General features: G+C 56.1%; 17 protein-coding genes. 11 read left to right on the top strand and 6 right to left on the bottom strand.

All coding sequences use genetic code 11. The features are described 5' to 3' along the window. Positions 1-16: 16 nt before the first annotated feature. The gene (argS, locus tag DXH95_RS03545) at positions 17-1744 is read right to left on the bottom strand and encodes an arginine--tRNA ligase (RefSeq protein ID WP_115548059.1); all 1728 of its coding nucleotides are present in this window, start codon (positions 1742-1744) and stop codon (positions 17-19) included. Between the two features lie 103 nt (positions 1745-1847). Beyond that, positions 1848-2492: a hypothetical protein gene (locus DXH95_RS03540; protein ID WP_115549376.1), complete on the bottom strand. Its 645-nt coding sequence runs from the start codon at positions 2490-2492 to the stop codon at positions 1848-1850. A 128-nt stretch (positions 2493-2620) separates the two neighbouring features. Between DXH95_RS03540 and ispH the strand changes: the two genes are divergently transcribed. Genes ispH through rnhA form a run of 3 tightly spaced genes read left to right on the top strand, consistent with a single transcriptional unit; the run spans position 2621 to position 5007 of the window. Next, entirely contained in the window at positions 2621-3589 is a 969-nt protein-coding gene (gene ispH / locus DXH95_RS03535) for a 4-hydroxy-3-methylbut-2-enyl diphosphate reductase (protein WP_115549375.1), read from the top strand. Beyond that, positions 3589-4551, top strand: a complete 963-nt coding sequence (gene thrB / locus DXH95_RS03530; RefSeq protein WP_115548058.1) for a homoserine kinase — start codon at positions 3589-3591, stop codon at positions 4549-4551. The genes ispH and thrB overlap by 1 nt, the downstream gene beginning before the upstream one ends. 18 nt (positions 4552-4569) lie before the next feature. Then, positions 4570-5007: a ribonuclease HI gene (rnhA, locus tag DXH95_RS03525; RefSeq protein ID WP_115548057.1), complete on the top strand. Its 438-nt coding sequence runs from the start codon at positions 4570-4572 to the stop codon at positions 5005-5007. 13 nt (positions 5008-5020) lie between these two features. Here rnhA and DXH95_RS03520 read toward each other — a convergent pair whose 3' ends face one another. The 3 genes from DXH95_RS03520 to DXH95_RS03510 all read right to left on the bottom strand — a co-directional run bounded on the left by DXH95_RS03520 (position 5021) and on the right by DXH95_RS03510 (position 7363). Then, positions 5021-5194, bottom strand: coding sequence for a YegP family protein (locus tag DXH95_RS03520; protein ID WP_115548056.1), 174 nt, complete (start codon positions 5192-5194; stop codon positions 5021-5023). 85 nt (positions 5195-5279) lie between these two features. Then, the gene (locus DXH95_RS03515; protein ID WP_115548055.1) at positions 5280-6389 is read right to left on the bottom strand and encodes an NAD(P)/FAD-dependent oxidoreductase; all 1110 of its coding nucleotides are present in this window, start codon (positions 6387-6389) and stop codon (positions 5280-5282) included. Beyond that, positions 6386-7363, bottom strand: coding sequence for an alpha/beta fold hydrolase (locus DXH95_RS03510; protein WP_115548054.1), 978 nt, complete (start codon positions 7361-7363; stop codon positions 6386-6388). Before DXH95_RS03510 ends, DXH95_RS03515 begins: the two co-directional genes overlap by 4 nt. Before the next feature lie 42 nt (positions 7364-7405). Here DXH95_RS03510 and DXH95_RS03505 point away from each other — a divergent pair, with 42 nt between their 5' ends. From DXH95_RS03505 to DXH95_RS03475, 7 genes are all read left to right on the top strand, one after another. Then, positions 7406-7879 (top strand): A24 family peptidase, encoded by a 474-nt coding sequence (locus DXH95_RS03505; protein ID WP_115548053.1) that lies wholly within the window; start codon positions 7406-7408, stop codon positions 7877-7879. Positions 7880-7921: 42 nt separating this feature from the next. After that, positions 7922-8941, top strand: coding sequence for a Flp pilus assembly protein CpaB (cpaB, locus tag DXH95_RS03500; protein ID WP_115548052.1), 1020 nt, complete (start codon positions 7922-7924; stop codon positions 8939-8941). Positions 8942-8946: 5 nt separating this feature from the next. Continuing rightward, the gene (locus DXH95_RS03495) at positions 8947-10569 is read left to right on the top strand and encodes a type II and III secretion system protein family protein (RefSeq protein ID WP_115548051.1); all 1623 of its coding nucleotides are present in this window, start codon (positions 8947-8949) and stop codon (positions 10567-10569) included. 20 nt (positions 10570-10589) lie between these two features. Next, entirely contained in the window at positions 10590-11171 is a 582-nt protein-coding gene (locus tag DXH95_RS03490) for a CpaD family pilus assembly protein (RefSeq protein WP_115548050.1), read from the top strand. Continuing rightward, positions 11171-12427 (top strand): pilus assembly protein CpaE, encoded by a 1257-nt coding sequence (locus DXH95_RS03485; RefSeq protein ID WP_115548049.1) that lies wholly within the window; start codon positions 11171-11173, stop codon positions 12425-12427. Before DXH95_RS03490 ends, DXH95_RS03485 begins: the two co-directional genes overlap by 1 nt. A gap of 65 nt (positions 12428-12492) precedes the next feature. After that, positions 12493-13455, top strand: coding sequence for a type II secretion system F family protein (locus DXH95_RS03480; protein WP_115548048.1), 963 nt, complete (start codon positions 12493-12495; stop codon positions 13453-13455). Positions 13456-13473: 18 nt separating this feature from the next. After that, positions 13474-14475, top strand: coding sequence for a type II secretion system F family protein (locus tag DXH95_RS03475; protein ID WP_181883557.1), 1002 nt, complete (start codon positions 13474-13476; stop codon positions 14473-14475). Positions 14476-14529: 54 nt separating this feature from the next. On the opposite strand, the gene DXH95_RS03470 is transcribed toward DXH95_RS03475, so the two are convergent. Then, positions 14530-15537, bottom strand: coding sequence for a fumarylacetoacetate hydrolase family protein (locus DXH95_RS03470; RefSeq protein ID WP_115548046.1), 1008 nt, complete (start codon positions 15535-15537; stop codon positions 14530-14532). Positions 15538-15635: 98 nt separating this feature from the next. On the opposite strand from DXH95_RS03470, the gene DXH95_RS03465 reads away from it, so the two are divergent. Next, positions 15636-16562 (top strand): C13 family peptidase, encoded by a 927-nt coding sequence (locus tag DXH95_RS03465; RefSeq protein ID WP_115548045.1) that lies wholly within the window; start codon positions 15636-15638, stop codon positions 16560-16562. The last annotated feature ends 2 nt before the right edge of the window (positions 16563-16564 follow it).

The raw sequence follows: 16564 nt of genomic DNA, 5'->3' as shown, positions 1-16564 counted from the left end.
TCCTTCCTGGTCCGGCTTACATCTGGGTGGCAGCTTCGACCCCCATCAGACGCAGCCCGTTGCGGATAACTTGCCCGATATTGGCAGCCAAGAAAAGCCTTGCCGCGCTCAATTCCGGCGATTGTGCCAATATGAAGCGCTTGTCCGGCTGGTCATTACCCAAATTCCAATAGGCATGAAATGCCGCAGCTAAATCACCGAGGAAAAAGGCAATGCGATGCGGCTCCCCTGCTTTCGCTGCGGCTTCGACAATGCGCGGGAAATTTGCCGCATCGCGGATGAGTGCGATTTCTTCGGCTCCCAACAGAGCTATATGTTCAACCGAAGGTGCGAACCCTTCTTCAGCCTCGGCCTTGCGTAGCGTCGAACAAATCCGGGCATGGGCATATTGGACATAGAAAACCGGATTGTCTTTTGAAGCCTCGACCACCTTGGCAAAGTCGAAATCCATCTGCGCGTCGGCTTTGCGCGTCAGCATCGTGAAACGCACCACATCCTTGCCCACTTCGCGCACCACATCGGCTAGCGTTACAAAATTGCCCGCCCGCTTTGACATTTTGACGGGCTCGCCGCCGCGTAGCAAGCGGACCATCTGGACCAATTTGACATCAAAAGGCTTGGTGCCTTCGGTCAAGGCCGCGACAGCTGCTTTGATACGCTTGACAGTTCCGGCATGGTCGGCACCCCAAATGTCGATCAGCATGTCGGCCATCTGGGACTTCTGGAAGTGATAGGCCATATCGGCACCAAAATAAGTCCAGCTGCCATCCGATTTCTTGATTGGTCGATCCTGGTCATCCCCAAATTGCGTCGATTTGAACAGCGGCAGTGTCACCGGTTCCCAATCCGGATCGGGTTCACCCTTAGGTGGTTCCAACTGGCCGTCATAAACCAGCCCTTTTTCGCGCAAAAATGCTTCTGCTGCTTCCGGCTTCTTGTCGCGTTGCACGGCGGCTTCGGAAGAAAACACGTCGTGATGGATACCGAGCAACGCAAGGTCCGAACGGATCATGTCCATCATCATGGCAACTGCTGTCTCGCGGAAGAGCGCCAACCAGGCGCTTTCATCCGTGCCGACAAAGGCATCGCCATGTTCGGCTGCCAGCTTTTTACCAACCGGTACCAGATAGTCGCCCGGATACAGGCCCTCCGGAACTTCACCGACGGCTTCGCCGAGCGCCTCCCGGTAGCGCAGATGCACCGAACGGGCGAGAACGTCGACCTGGCCGCCGGCATCGTTCACATAATATTCGCGTATGACTTTGTGACCGGCAAATTCCAGCAAACTGGCCAGCGCGTCGCCGACGACTGCGCCTCGGCAATGCCCCATGTGCATTGGTCCGGTCGGGTTGGCGGAAACATATTCGACATTGACGATCTTGCCTGCACCGATTGAAGAACGGCCATAATCGTCACCGCTCGTCGCAATAGCGCGTAGTTCATCAATCCACATGGATGGATCGAGCCGCAAATTCAGGAAGCCGGGCCCTGCAACCTCTACGGCTGACACGCCTTCCACTTTTGCCAATTCGGTCGATAGCGCTTCAGCCAAAGCGCGCGGATTGGTTCCGGCCGGTTTGGCCAAAACCATGGCCGCATTGGTCGCCAGATCGCCATGCGACGGGTCGCGCGGCGGTTCAACGGTTACGTTGCTGCGGTCCAGGCCGACTGGCAACACTCCATTTTGCTCAAGCGTGGAGAGCGCTCCGTCGATGGCGGCGGCGAATTGAACGAATAGGGTCACTTTGTAATTTCCCGGAATGGATCTGATGCGGCACTATGTGCTGCCCCCTAGTCCATGCCACGGAAAAGAAAAAGGGGGCCAGGCGCCCCGGATGGGCACCCGTCTATCGGGTCACATTATATCGGAGCTGCTCTTCGGTCAGTTGGAAGCCCACCAGCAATTCAAAGCTGGCGCGCTGCAATGCCGCCCGCACTTCCGGATCTGAAAGCGGGTCAAGCGCGGCGTCGACGTCGCCGGCTTTGCGCTTTTTGGTCAGCTTCGCGACGATCTCAGGCGGCAATGCAGCTGATGTCGCGTCGATATAGCTCGCTGCCTTGGCGGGAGCGGAAGCACGCGTCTGGCCATCAGCAAAATTCAGGGTCACCTGACCAATACGTTTGGCAACGACAGCACTTCCGCCTTGGACGATAGTGGAAAAATAAGGCAAGGTAACACTGCGGGCAGGCCCAGCGACTGCGCGACGCGCCTGAACTTCAAAATCAGCGACCGAGTATATTTTTTCTCCACCGCTGTTGCACGAAGGACGAACCTTGGTGATGGTTGCCACCACATCGACCGCGTCTGACGTCTGATTGCCAGCCTGGTTAAACAAGGTGATGTCGCCTGTGCCTTCTGCAACCGCAACCGTGGGGCAGCCAGTTCGTGTTGCGGTAATTCCAACGCCTGACGATACATCCAGCTCGCCATCCCCAGCACAACCGGCAAGAGCCAGCGCCAACAGGGAAACGGATATTACAGTCACTTTCATCAGGCTTGAATCCTCATCAGGCATTGGCATGAACTGCCATTCGCAGCGTCTTTATCGGCCCGACTTGCCAACTGCAACAAGGGAAAAGCCTTGGCCTTAGCTTCGACATTACCTAAATGACCTTGCACATGACTGAACAAACGGATTCCCGCCCGCCCCTCCAAATATTGCTCGCAGCCCCTCGCGGCTTTTGCGCGGGCGTTGATCGCGCGATTAAAATCGTCGAACTTGCACTCGAACAGCATGGCGCACCAGTTTATGTGCGGCACGAAATCGTCCACAATAAATTTGTTGTCGACAGCCTGCGTGCGAAGGGCGCGATTTTTGTTGATGAACTCAACGAAGTTCCATCCGGCGCACATGTCATATTTTCAGCCCATGGTGTTCCGAAATCGGTTCCGCTCGATGCACAAGATCGCGGTCTGGACTATCTGGATGCTACCTGCCCGCTGGTGTCCAAAGTTCATCGCCAGGCCGAACGCCAGGTGGAAACGGGTCGCCACATCCTGTTCATCGGGCATAGCGGCCATCCCGAAGTTGTCGGCACATTCGGTCAGGTACCCGAAGGCTCAATGACCCTGATCGAAACCGTCGCCGACGCAGAGAATGTCGCACCTGCCGACACGGAACGCTTGGCCTATCTGACGCAGACCACGCTGTCGGTCGATGATACGCATGATATTGTCTCGACTCTTGAGCAACGCTTTCCAAATATAGTAGCGCCCAAGGGGGAAGACATTTGCTATGCCACATCGAACCGCCAGGCTGCGGTCAAGGCGATCGCCGACAAATGTCAGCTGGTGCTGGTCATCGGCGCCCCCAACAGCTCCAACTCGCTTCGTCTGGTCGAGGTCGCCGAGCGCTGCGGCACGAAATCCTATCTGGTTCAGCGCGCTGAAGACATCGATTTTGACTGGTTCAACGGCGTCGAAACGCTCGGCATTACCGCTGGCGCATCGGCGCCCGAAGTTTTGGTCAGGCAGTTTATTGCCCGCATTTCGGAAAATTTTGCAGTCAACGAACAGCAGGTCGTTACCGCTGAAGAATCGATTACGTTCAAACTACCGCGCGGTCTGTCGGAAACCGTTTCGGCCTGATGGCAGTCTATACCCAAGTCAGCGCCGAAAAAGCGCAAGCCTTGCTACGGCTATATGACGTTGGCAGTCTTGTTTCGCTGAAAGGCATCGCAGAGGGTGTTGAGAACAGCAACTTCCTGCTCGAAACAACCCAAGCCCGTTTCATCCTGACCCTCTATGAAAACCGGGTCGATCCGGATGATTTGCCCTATTTCCATCGCCTGCTTGCCCATCTGCACGAAGCGCGTTGCCCGGTTCCACGATTTATTGAGGACCGGAAAGGGCAATGGCTGCAGGACGTGGCCGGTCGCAAGGCGTGTTTGATTGAATTCCTGCCAGGTATTTCGGTAAGCGAGCCGACTGAAGCCCGTGCTGCCGCAGTTGGGATGGCTTTGGGCCAAATGCATAATGCATTGAAAAGCTTTACCGAGATCAAGCCCAACCCATTGGGTCAGGCTAGCTGGCGATCCTTGTTCGGCAAGTGTGACGCTGTCGCGACCGAACAATTCCAGCCCGGACTTTCGTCGCGGATTGAACGGGAACTGGACTGGCTTGATGCCAATTGGCCCACAGATCTTCCCGCAGTTGCATCGCATACCGACCTTTTTCCCGATAATGTCCTGTTCAATGGGGACCGCGTTGGGGGACTTATCGACTTCTACTTCGCGTGCACTGAATTGCGGGCCTATGATCTAGCCGTAACACATGCGGCATGGAGTTTTTCGAACGATGGCGGGAGCTGTAACACTGAAGTCGGAAAAGCGCTGTTGGACGGTTATGCATCCTGTGGTGAACTGCTAGCGGAAGAACGGCATGCCCTGCCAGTGCTAGCGCGTGGTGCCTCGTTGCGCTTCTTGCTGACCCGGCTTTACGACTGGATCAATACGCCCGCCGATGCAATGGTAACGCGAAAGGACCCTTTGGCTTTCCTGAAGCGCCTGGAATATTATAGTGGTGTTGAAGGTCTGGGACTTTTCCTGTGATCATATTGGGCCGTTGACATGAAGCATGTCGAGATTTTCACAGATGGCGCGTGCAAAGGTAATCCCGGCCCCGGCGGTTGGGGGGCAATTGTGCGATACGGCCCGCATGAAAAGGAAATATCGGGTAGCGATCCCGACACCACCAACAACCGGATGGAAATGACGGCAGCAATTCGCGCGCTGAATTTATTGATCGAGCCTTGCCGCGTCACCCTCCACACCGACAGTAAATATGTGTGCGACGGGATCACCAAATGGGTAGGCGGATGGCAGCGCAACGGCTGGAAAAACGCGTCGAAGCAACCCGTTCGCAATGCGGATTTGTGGCATGAATTAATTGAGGCCAGTGCTCGGCATCAAATAGATTGGCAATGGGTCAAGGGCCATAATGGCCATGTCGAAAATGAACGGGCTGATCGTTTGGCAAGCGCCGCTGCCGAAGCAGCCAGCGCTTGAGCAATTTTCGAAACTAAGCTTCGCGCGTCTCGGCGCCTGGACCATTTTTCTGAACTGACTCGATAGCATTTTTTGCCGACGCTTTGCTTTTGTAGCCCTCGGTCCAGAAAATCGTTTCACTGTTATACTTGAAATAGGCGACATATTCGCCAGCCTTGTTTTGTTTGATTTCAAAATAGTGCGCCATTCTAAACCCTTTCCCGATTGGACAGACTAAGCATGGGAAGTTCTAACAGAGTAAATGCCCGACTTCCAGCCACCAGAAGTAAAATTCAGCTGAAACGGTCAGGCGCGTAAGCTTTTGGATTAGCTGCTGAAATCTTGGTTTTTCTTCCGCTAATCAAGGCCACAGAAAGCTCTGCCACAGCGGGAGCGGTCTGGATCCCAAATCCCCCCTGCCCGGCCAGCCAGAAGAAATTTTCATTTGCAGGATCCCTGCCGATAACCGGCAGCCGGTCTGGTGCAAAACTTCGCAAGCCCGCCCATTTACGTTCCAGCTTGACTATTTGCCAATCAACCACTTCCTCAAATCGGGCGATGGCCGTCGCAACGTCGATCTCTTCCGGGGCTGCATCGCATGGCGGCGTCGCAATTTCATCATGCGGGCTGAGCCATAATTTTCCGCCCGCTTCGGGTTTGAAGTAGAAGCTGCCATCAAGGCCAACCACCAGCGGAAGCGTTACAACCGCAGGCGGATTGACGGCCAATTGCACGATTGTCCTTCGATAGGGCTGGATACCCGCCGCGCTTACACCTGCCAGCAAGGCAATTTCGTCTGCCCACGCACCGGCGGCATTGACCAACAATCGGGCTTCGAATGATCCGGTGTGCGTTTCGACCAGCCATCGCCCCTGTCGCCATTGCAACAAGTGCACCCGCGAACGGCAAGCCAGATCAACACCATGTCGGCCCGCCTGCGCCAGATATTTGCCATGAAGGCTGCCGACATCGATGTCGCAGCAGTCCGGTTCCCACAAAGCGACATTCCATCCGGGTTTCCGGCCAGTTACAAATTTGTCGATGTCAGCATCGATCAGTTGATCCAGTCGCACCGGCGACCCCGAAAATTCTGACAACATGGCATTGGCGGAAGCCGCATCAGAAGATGTGCCAAGATGCAGCGCACCGCGTGGTGACAGGAATCCGGTTTCGGAAAAGCCGGACGGGGGCGCTTCGAGAAATGCCTTGGATGCCGACGTCAGCGGCTGGATGGACGGGCCGCCATAGGTTTCGCTCCAAAATGCCGCGGATCGACCTGTCGAATGCACACCGGGATGATTCTCTGCTTCGAGCAGGATGACCCGCATTTCAGCGGGCAGCATCGCGGCCAGGCTTGCGCCCGCTATTCCTGCTCCAATGATCGCGACATCATAAACACTCATACGGTTGGCGCGTGCGTGGCAAAGAAAGTGTCTATTGCCGCAACACAGCGGTCACGAACCGGATCAGTCTCGCGCAGCAGTTCGTGCGCGGCTTCTGCACCGAACAGCAGTAATTCGGAATGCGGCAACCGCTTTGCGTCGCGAACTATGCGCTTTGGATCGACCAACTTGTCAGCTGTGGTGGCCATCAACAATATCGGCGTGGAGACCTTTTCGAGAATGCCGGGTTCGTTCAGGGCGCGGGTAGAGGCGATTGCCCGCTCTACCCAGTGCCAGCTCGGTGGGCCAAGACGCACCTCCGGACGAGCACCCCACCAATAGATTTCGTCGGCATAGCGTTCGGGATCATGGGTCAAAAGCTTGCCGCGCACGTTGAGCGGGGACATCGGCTTTTCGCCTTCTTTCCAGGCCGCACGAGTCGGATCACCCAAAGCGCTCAATATGCGTGCAACCGCATGATGTGCGGCATAGGGTAGCCCCTGGGTCGATATTCCCAGCATAGGCGCCGAAAGTGCGACAGCTTGCGGATCGACGGCCCCTTCGACCAGGGCGCGCATCACCAAATGCCCCCCCATAGAATGCGCAACGATAACGTGGGGAGCTGGATTATTCGACTTCCATTCCGCCCAGAAAGCCCCCAAATCAGCAATCCAGGTCGAAAAATCGTCAATATGCCCGACATGGGCATCAGGAAGCAGCCTCCCGGAACCACCCTGCCCGCGCCAGTCGATAGCGGTTACTCGCCAACCGGTATCGGCAAAATGCTGCAGCGTTTCGAGATATTTCTCATAATGATCGCCCCGGCCCGGCAGGAAAAGCAGCGATCCGCGTGGTTCCGCGGCACCCGCACCAGAATCATCCCTTAAAGGCCAGTCGATCCGGCGAATTCGCCAACCGTCCGGTGCAATCCAGTGCGTTTCGCGTGCGACTTCCGGAATCGCACGCCGGTTAAATTCACTTTTGGCTTTGGACATGGTTACTTTTTGGAAAGCTCTTAAGGTTAAGACTTGGTCATTATGGACCAACCTATCCTCGCTTACGCGCTGCTCGGCGGCTTGGCAATTGGCCTGCTGATCTCGATTTATTCAGACATCAAGCACCGGCTTATTTACAACAAAGTGACCGCTGCGATTGCGCTTGCCGCACCGATTTTCTGGTACGCGAATGGCACCTTTGGCTGGCCGCAGATTGGCTATTATCTGGCGGCCGGTTTTCTCACTTTCGCACTGTTTGCCGTGTTTTTCCGCTTTGGGATGATGGGTGGTGGCGATGTGAAATTGTTCGCCGCGGTCGTGCTGTGGTTTCCGCCACTGATCGCATTCCGCTTCATCTTCCATGCGAGCCTTTTGGGCGCCTTGGTAACCATAGCTTTCATCGTCACGCACAAAATTCGCAAAGCCCCTGGGCAGCCGCGAATTCCCTATGGCGTGGCAATTTCACTGGCAGGTCTTTGGAATGCAGGTGAACATTTTTTTAACCATTTTGGGTGATTAGCTGTCTCATTCAGGGGACCGTTCAGGAGCTTATTCGTCATGGACAGGAAAAAAGTCATATTGCTGGTCTGCGCGCTAATGATAGCCGCCGTCACTGCCTTCATGGCACGCAGCATGTTTACCGGCGGAGGGGCTTCGCCCAATGCTGTCGCACAGAAGCCGGTCCCGACGGGACCTCAGGTTATGGTAGCAACGCGCGCCCTTCCTGTCGGCACAATCATCACGGCTGACTCCATCCGGTATCAGCCCTGGCCCGCCGAGCTGATCGAAGAAGCCTATTTCATGAAGAAAGATGGCGAAGGCGATCAAAGCGAGACTTTGGTAGGTACGGTCGTACGCACCCCAATTACCGCAGGACAGCCAATCACGCAGGGGTCGATTGTCGCCCCGGGTGATCGCGGTTTCCTTGCGGCGGCGCTTGGCCCCGGCATGCGCGCCGTGTCTGTCCCCGTTTCCGCACTGACCGGTGTTTCAGGCTTTGTCTTTCCGGGTGACCGGGTCGACCTCGTCCTGACCCAGAATGTTGCTGGCGGCGCATCCGGCCAGCCGCTCAAGGTTTCCGAAACCATCATCCGCAACCTGCGCGTGTTGGCAACCGATCAACGTTCTTCGCCCACATTGGACGACAAGGGCAACCAGGTCCCGTCCAAGTATAAGTTGGTGACGATTGAGGTAACTCCGCGCATTGCGGAAAAGATTGCAGTTGCGCAGACCATTGGCACACTCAGCCTTTCGCTCCGCTCGCTGGCTGACAATGCCGCCGAACTGGAACAGGCACTTGCTTCAGGATCTGTCAAATTGCCCAATGGCGCGACACCTGAGGAAGAAGAGAAGATCTTGGCATCGGTCACCAAACAGCCGACCGCCGGGCCCAGCTCTTACGCCACAGGTGGTGATGTTTCCCGCTTCCAGCGCACCAGCATACCCGCAACAACCCCGGTACAGATCGCAACTGAAGCGGTCCGGGTTGAAAAGCAAATCGAAAAAGTCCGTCGTGGCAGTGTGGTTCGCGTCTCGCGAGGCGGTGCTGTCGAAGAAGTCAACGTGGACCGGAGGTAATCGCCATGACTATCAAGAACATATTGAAATCCGGTTCTGCCGCGATCTTTCTGGCTGCTACCATCGGTGCACCGCTAAGTGCGGCCCCGGCACGCACGGACGCCACCAGCGCGAAGCCGACAGGTAAGCTGATGGTTCTCTCAATCGGTCGCGGCGAACAGGTTAATCTGCCCACAGGTGTCAGCGACGTCGTGGTTGCCAACCCCAATGTGGTTGACGTCGATGTCCGCAGCCCCAAGCAGCTTTACATTTTCGCCAAGGGTCCCGGTGAGACTACGGTTTACGCAACCGATGGTAATGGTCGCACCATTTATTCGGCAACGGTACGGGTTGGTAACAATCTTGACTCAGTTGACCAGATGTTGCTGCTCGCCATGCCTGAAGCCGACATCAAAACGACCACAATGAACGGTGTCGTCTTGCTGACGGGAACGGTTGCGCAACCCGAAGACGTCACCGAAGCAGAACAGCTGGTCCAGGCATTTGTCGGCGACCAGACCAAGGTCATCAGCCGCCTGAAAACGGCTGTTCCAATGCAGGTTAACCTGCAGGTCCGGATTGCCGAAGTCAGCCGCTCGCTGGCCAAGGAAATCGCTTCGAACTTCAAGACCCGCGACAATGACGGCAACAACTTCCTGTTCGGTGTTGGACGCGGCCGTGATGCTGTTGATATCAGCAATACCGCTTTGGGTTCGGGTTTACCGGTCATCAATGCATGTACTGCATTCGGTCTGCCGACTGACTGCGGCCTGCGTCTGCCGTTCAACCCTCAGACCGGCCAGTTCCTGACCGATGTCGGGACAACCTTTACCTTCAAAAACACCGGCAACAACGCACTCAACATTGCGGGACGATTGTTCGGACTCGATGTGGGTGCTGCTTTCGACTTTGCCGAGCGTAGCGGTTTGTCATCGACCCTGGCGCAGCCCAATCTGACAACAATCTCTGGTGAAACGGCTGAATTCCTGGCCGGCGGGCAGTTTCCGATCCCTGTAGCTGACAATTTTGGAGCGGTGACTGTCCAGTTCCGCGACTTTGGTGTCAGTCTGCGTTACACGCCAACCGTGCAGGCCGACGGCCGTATTCTTCTGCGCGTTCGCCCAGAAGTTTCGGACATCTCGTCGCAGGGTGCCGTACGTATAGCTGGCACGGAAATTCCGGCAATCACCACCCGTATGGCGGAAACGACCGTTGAACTTGGCTCAGGCCAAAGCTTCATGATTGCCGGCCTGCTGTCCAATGCGGCCAGCAGCTCCGTCGACAAATATCCAGGCCTGGGCGACGTTCCAGTATTGGGCGCGCTGTTCAAATCGAATGGCTGGAAGCGCAACGAAACCGAACTGGTAATCGTTGTTACGCCCTATCTGGTGAAGCCCGTTTCGGAAGCCGAAATCAAATTGCCTACTGATGGTTTGACAACGCCTACCGATCTGGAGCGTGTCCTGTTGAACAAGACCATTGGTTCGGATGCAGGCAAAGCAGAGCGACCGATGCCGACAGTTGCCCCCGAAGCTACCGGTCCCGATTTTGGATCGGTGAGCGAGGCGGCACCTTCGGTCAGCAAAAAACAAGCCAAGAACGCCGGTGCTGCTGATGCGAATTCGGCCCCTGGTTTCAGCTTCAACTGATTGACGAGAGGAACATAGCAATGCGTGCAAAAATTATCCTGACTGCCTCATTAGCATTCACTCTCGCCAGCTGCGGTTCGATGGGTGCGAATACATCAATGTATTCCACCAACCAGCCGGTCGTTCAGCGCACCAACTATGCGCTCGACGTCAACGTTGACGGTGGAAGCGGCATTTCGCCATTCGAAGAAAACCGCATTTCGGAATGGTTTTCGGCGATGAAGCTGGGCTTTGGTGACCGTGTCGCGCTCGACTTCGGAGATGGCTACACTTCGGCTTCAGCCAAGCAGACCGTTTCCGATCTGGCCGCCAAATATGGTATGCTGCTTAGCGAAACTGCACCGGTAACAACTGGTGCGGTAGTACCCGGCACCGTTCGCGTCGTTGTGACGCGCTCAACGGCCAGCGTACCCAATTGTCCGAACTGGTCGAAGACCACGGAGTCAAACTTCAATTCGGCAAATCATCCCAATTACGGCTGCGCCACCAACAGCAATCTGGCGGCAATGGTCGCCGATCCTGAAGACCTGGTGCGCGGTCGTGAATCCACCCCGGAAAACAGCCGTGGTGGTTCGCGCAAGAAAGCTGGAGGCACGAACTGATGAACGCTCCCTGGACTGGTGCCCATGCCGGCACGCGTGATCCATTCACAGCCTATGTCTGTGACGATCTGACGCTCGAAGTCGTTCGTACCGTGTGCGACGAAATGGGCTGGCCGCAAGAAAAAGCCTTCAAGGGCGGTTTGCGCAATGCTGTGCAATCACTGTCGGTTTCGGCAAGCCCGCAGGTTCTGCTGGTCGATCTTTCGGAATCGGGCGATCCCATCAACGATATCAATGGATTGGCTGAGGTTTGCGAGCCGGGCACCGTCGTGATCGCCATGGGTCAGGTGAACGATGTTCGTTTGTACCGCGACCTGATGATGTCCGGTTTGCAGGACTATCTGCTGAAGCCGGTCAGTCCGGATGCTTTGCGCGATGCGGTAACGCATGCCCAAATGATCCTGAATGCCCCGAAAAATGATGACGGCGTCAAAGATCATCCGCATCTTTCGACAGCGATTATCGGTACGCGCGGCGGTGTCGGTGCCTCCACGATCGCAACGTCGATTGCATGGTTGCTTTCGGAGCGGATGAGCCATCTTACCGGCTTTCTCGATCTCGACGTGCATTTCGGAACGGGCGCACTCGCGCTTGATCTGGAACCCGGTCGCGGATTGACTGACGCCATCGACAATCCCAGCCGCATCGATGGTCTTTTCATCGAGCGTGCGATGATCAAGGCAAATGACAAGCTGTCGATCCTGTCGGCCGAGGCACCTATCAACAGTCCGATCCTGACTGACGGCTCGGCATTCTTCCAGCTACAGGAAGAGTTTCGCGCCGCGTTCGAGAACACGGTCATCGACCTTCCGCGCAATATGCTGATCGCGTATCCGCATTTGCTGGCTGACGTAAATGTCGCTGTTGTGGTCTGTGAACTGACGCTAGCTTCGGCACGTGATGCAATTCGCCTGCTCGCTTGGCTGAAATCCAACGCACCATCCTGCCAGACCATCGTGGTTGCCAACAAGGCCCAAGCCGGTGGACTGGAGATTTCGCGCAAGGATTTTGAAAGTTCAATCGAACGCAAGATCGATCTTTTGATCCCTTATGATCCCAAAGCGACAGCACAGTCTGCCAAACTGGGTAAGCCGGTTGTGGATGCGATGCGTTCCAGCAAGGTTTCGACGGGAATCGTTTCGCTTGTCGAACTCATTAATTCGTCTGGTGCGGCTATCGAAGCGGTTGAAGAAGCAAAAGGTGCGCCGAAGAAATCGATGATGAGCGGCTTCAAATCGCTGCTCGCAAAGAAATAAGCGCAAAATAACGAGAGGGCTATCCATTTCCGGATAGCCACTCCGACACAGTTTGGCGGTATGGCATGAACAATCTGGTGCTCATTTTCGGTGCTTTGCTCTCTCTCGGTCTGATCGCATTCGCGGTAATGGGGCCGGCAACCGGCAAGGCAGTCAATCGTCGCCTTGGTGCCGTGAAGATGCGCCATTCGGATTCGGTCGACGTCAAACTCGAACAGCAGATGCGCAAAGCGGTTGCTTCGCGCCGACCTGTTACATTTACGGCCGGCACGAAGATGTCTGTTAAGGACCGGTTGCGCTTGCGCTTGCAGCAGACCGGCAAGAAATGGACGATCAAGCAATATTTCTCTGCAATGGGCGGAATATTCGTTGTTGGCGTCGGCTTGCTGATGCTCCGCGGAGCGCCTTTGGTTCTCGCCCTTGGCGTATCGACTTTTCTCGCGCTGGCAGTTCCCCATTTTACCGTCGGTTTTCTTATCAAGAAACGGGTTACCGATTTCACCACCAAATTTCCGGAAGCAATCGAGCTGCTGGTGCGTGGTCTTAAATCGGGTTTGCCTGTCGGCGAAACCCTGGGTGTAGTTGCACGCGAAATTCCCGGTCCCGTAGGCGAAGAATTCAAAATGGTCGTCGAAAAGATCAAAATCGGCAAAACCATGGAAGATGCGCTTCAGGACACGGCTGACCGCTTGGGCACGCCCGAATTCCAGTTCTTCGTCATCACACTCGCCATCCAGCGTGAAACCGGCGGCAACTTGGCCGAAACACTTTCGAATCTGGCAGATGTGTTGCGCAAACGTGCGCAAATGAAGCTCAAGATTCGCGCAATGTCCTCGGAATCCAAGGCGTCTGCCTATATCGTTGGTTCGCTGCCATTTGTCGTCTTCGGGCTCGTATGGTCTGTTAACCCCGGCTATCTCGGCGGCTTTTTTGTCGAAACGCGGCTGATGATAGCAGGCGGGATCGGCTTGATCTGGATGGGTATCGGTGTCGCCATCATGGCCAAAATGGTCAGCTTTGAAATCTAAGGGTCAGGAAACGGATTTATGAATAGCCCCGCACCTCCAGGTCCCTCAATCATGGGTGTCGACGTCTATTGGATTGCTACGCTGCTGACGCTTGTCGCCAGTCTTGCGGTCATCATGGCAATTTACGCCGCGGTTACGGTTCGCGACCCGATGGCGAAGCGCGTCAAGGCACTGAATGAGCGCCGCGAGCAGTTGAAGGCCGGTATCTCGGCATCCACCGCGAAAAAGCGCGCCAAACTTGTTCGCAATACCGAAACAACCGATCGTATGCGCCAGTTCCTGCTGTCGCTGCAGGTTCTTCAGGACGATCAGATCAAGGTGGCGCAGCAAAAGCTGGCACAAGCCGGCATCCGCCGCAAAGAACTTGCCGTGGTTGTCATCTTCAGCCGGTTGATTGGACCGGTTCTACTCGGCGGCGGTGCTGCATTGTGGATTTACGGCATGGGTGGCTTGGCCGACTGGACTACGTTCAAGCGGTTTGGCGCATTCGCGGCTATGACCATTTTCGGTTATAAGGCTGCCGATATTTATCTCGGCAACCTTATCCAGAAGCGCACAGATGCCATTCGCAAGGGCCTTCCCGACGCGCTCGACTTGCTCGTCATCTGCGCCGAAGCAGGTTTGACAGTTGACTCTGCCTTTAACCGCGTGGCCAAGGAACTCGGCCGCGGTTTTCCCGAACTGGGCGATGAATTTGCACTCACCGCAATTGAACTGGGTTTCTTGACCGAACGCCGCATGGCTTTCGAAAACCTTGCCTATCGTGTCGATCTCGACTCGGTAAAGGGCGTGGTGACAACTATGATTCAAACCGAGAAATATGGTACGCCTTTGGCCTCAGCTCTGCGTGTGCTCTCGGCAGAATTCCGTAACGAGCGCATGATGCGTGCTGAAGAAAAAGCAGCTCGTCTGCCAGCGATCATGACGGTACCGCTGATCCTTTTCATCCTGCCGACGCTGTTCATCGTGATCCTTGGCCCGGCAGCTTGCTCGATCGGCGATGCATTCTCGAAACGCTAAACGGCGCAAACAGACAAAGAAGAAAGGCGGGAGTTACTTCCCGCCTTTTTTCTTTCAGGCCACAACCACCTGCTGCTCGATAACCCCAAATATCGGGTGGTGCTTCGCATCCTCCATCCAGATACGAACCGTGTCGCCCGGTTTCATGAAGGGAGTATCGGGCTTTCCGCGCTGGATAGTCTCGATCGTCCGGACCTCGGCCAGGCAGCTATAGCCCAGACCACCCTCCCCGATCGGCTTGCCAGGGCCGCCATCGGCATCACGATTAGAAACCGTGCCCGAGCCGATGATCGTACCCGCCGTCAGGTTTCGCGTCTTGGCGGCATGGGCGATGAGCTGACCGAAATCGAACGTCATGTCGATACCCGCATCGGCGCGGCCCAATGGCTGACCATTCAAGTCGACGCACAGCGCACCGTGAAGCTTGCCTCCATCCCAGCGGCTACCAAGCGCCGCAGGCGTGACGAACACCGGTGAAAAGGCACTCGCAGGTTTGGACTGGAAAAAGCCGAAGCCCTTGGCCAATTCTTCAGGAATGAGGCCACGCAGCGACACGTCGTTGGTTAAGCCGACAAGGCGGATATAGTCCCTCGCCTCACCTGCGCTTACGCCCATCGGCACGTCACCTGTGACGACCACAACTTCCGCTTCCATGTCGCAACCCCAGGCAACATCGCCCAGCGGAATATCATCGCGCGGGCCGAGGAAACCATCCGATCCGCCCTGATACATCAGCGGATCGTGCCAAAAACTCTCCGGCATCTCCGCACCGCGTGCCTGCCTTACAAGCGCGACATGGTTCACATAGGCAGAACCATCGGCCCATTGATATGCACGCGGTAAGGGTGATGCGGCATCATGCTCGTGAAAGCGCTCTTTTGGGATTACGTCATGTTCAAGATCGGTTGCCAGCGCGTCGAGCTTGGGCGCGATACGTTCCCAATTATCAAGCGCGGCCTGCATCGTAGGGCAGATATGGCTGGCATCGGCATACCAAGCGAGGTCATTCGACACGGCCACCAGTTTCCCGTCGCGACCGGATTTCAGTGAAGCTAATTTCATAAGGGCATCCTGTTTTGGTGTTTCATCATGGCTGGATTACGGGCTTGCGGCAATCGCAATATCCTGCCTAGATTAGCGAAGTTGGAGAGACAGTGGCTATGCGATGGAAAACGCTCTCCGCCGCACTTCTTGTTGCAACTGCAATGGCCGGTCCTTCGACCAGTCAGGTTGGTTTCAACAACCGCGAGGCGGCGGAAAATGGCTGGTCGATGGAGCAGAACCGCAGTGCGGGCTGGCACTATGCGCAGCATCGCCGTCTGTCTTCCGCTCTCGGCACGCTTCAGCCCCAAAGGCAAGGCATCATCGATGCTTATATAGTCTCGATCGGGCTCGATTCCGACCCTGTATTTGGCCGCGAAGCGGGTGAAGCGCAGAAAGTGCTGGCGCGGCGCTATGGTGCCACCGGACGATCGATTTTTCTCGCCGCAGGTGCGGGCAACGAAACCGTTGGAACCCCGCAGGGTTCGCCACCCAATCTGGCCACAGCGCTGGCTGCGGTCGCTGCGAAGATGAATGTGAAGGAGGATGTTCTTGTCCTCTTTGCGACAACACATGGAGACCCCAGATTGGGGCTGGTCTATCGTGATGGGAACAATGCGGTCGGTATGATCGCGCCCAAGCGACTGGCGAAATTGCTCGATGATCTGGGCATCGAGCGTCGTCTCATCATCCTGTCTGCCTGCTTTTCCGGCGTTTTCGTGCCAGCACTCAACGGCGATCAGTCTGTGGTCATCACCGCAGCTTCGTCGCAGCGAACCTCGTTCGGTTGCAACCCCGGTAACGACTGGACTTTCTTTGGTGATGCCTTGATCAACACCGCGCTCCGCAAACCGCAGAGCCTGGAACAGGCTAATGACGAGGCGCGTTCGTTGATCCTGTTGTGGGAGGCCGGTCGCGGGCTGGTTCCCTCCGACCCGCAAATCTTCGTCGGCGATAAGGCGCGTGTCTGGCTCGATGCGCTTGAGGCGCGCATGCCCAAGACCGAGACGCCCAAGGTCGGGCGCGCCGCTAACGAAACCACCTGACC

The sequence above is a fragment of the Sphingorhabdus pulchriflava genome (assembly GCF_003367235.1).
Taxonomy (GTDB): Bacteria; Pseudomonadota; Alphaproteobacteria; order Sphingomonadales; family Sphingomonadaceae; genus Sphingorhabdus_B; species Sphingorhabdus_B pulchriflava.
The sequence above is the reverse complement of the archived record's forward strand: the minus strand, read 5'-3'. Positions and strand labels throughout refer to the sequence as shown.

What these genes read in the sequence shown, in the direction of transcription:
- DXH95_RS03485 (WP_115548049.1), top strand. Translation starts at nt 11,171, where the DNA reads ATGAACGCTCCCTGGACTGGTGCCCATGCCGGCACGCGTGATCCATTC.
- DXH95_RS03505 (WP_115548053.1), top strand. Translation starts at nt 7,406, where the DNA reads ATGGACCAACCTATCCTCGCTTACGCGCTGCTCGGCGGCTTGGCAATT.
- cpaB (WP_115548052.1), top strand. Translation starts at nt 7,922, where the DNA reads ATGGACAGGAAAAAAGTCATATTGCTGGTCTGCGCGCTAATGATAGCC.
- DXH95_RS03470 (WP_115548046.1), bottom strand. Translation starts at nt 15,537, where the DNA reads ATGAAATTAGCTTCACTGAAATCCGGTCGCGACGGGAAACTGGTGGCC.
- DXH95_RS03480 (WP_115548048.1), top strand. Translation starts at nt 12,493, where the DNA reads ATGAACAATCTGGTGCTCATTTTCGGTGCTTTGCTCTCTCTCGGTCTG.
- DXH95_RS03465 (WP_115548045.1), top strand. Translation starts at nt 15,636, where the DNA reads ATGCGATGGAAAACGCTCTCCGCCGCACTTCTTGTTGCAACTGCAATG.
- DXH95_RS03520 (WP_115548056.1), bottom strand. Translation starts at nt 5,194, where the DNA reads ATGGCGCACTATTTTGAAATCAAACAAAACAAGGCTGGCGAATATGTC.
- rnhA (WP_115548057.1), top strand. Translation starts at nt 4,570, where the DNA reads ATGAAGCATGTCGAGATTTTCACAGATGGCGCGTGCAAAGGTAATCCC.
- DXH95_RS03490 (WP_115548050.1), top strand. Translation starts at nt 10,590, where the DNA reads ATGCGTGCAAAAATTATCCTGACTGCCTCATTAGCATTCACTCTCGCC.
- DXH95_RS03540 (WP_115549376.1), bottom strand. Translation starts at nt 2,492, where the DNA reads ATGAAAGTGACTGTAATATCCGTTTCCCTGTTGGCGCTGGCTCTTGCC.
- DXH95_RS03515 (WP_115548055.1), bottom strand. Translation starts at nt 6,389, where the DNA reads ATGAGTGTTTATGATGTCGCGATCATTGGAGCAGGAATAGCGGGCGCA.
- DXH95_RS03495 (WP_115548051.1), top strand. Translation starts at nt 8,947, where the DNA reads ATGACTATCAAGAACATATTGAAATCCGGTTCTGCCGCGATCTTTCTG.
- DXH95_RS03510 (WP_115548054.1), bottom strand. Translation starts at nt 7,363, where the DNA reads ATGTCCAAAGCCAAAAGTGAATTTAACCGGCGTGCGATTCCGGAAGTC.
- thrB (WP_115548058.1), top strand. Translation starts at nt 3,589, where the DNA reads ATGGCAGTCTATACCCAAGTCAGCGCCGAAAAAGCGCAAGCCTTGCTA.
- DXH95_RS03475 (WP_181883557.1), top strand. Translation starts at nt 13,474, where the DNA reads ATGAATAGCCCCGCACCTCCAGGTCCCTCAATCATGGGTGTCGACGTC.
- ispH (WP_115549375.1), top strand. Translation starts at nt 2,621, where the DNA reads ATGACTGAACAAACGGATTCCCGCCCGCCCCTCCAAATATTGCTCGCA.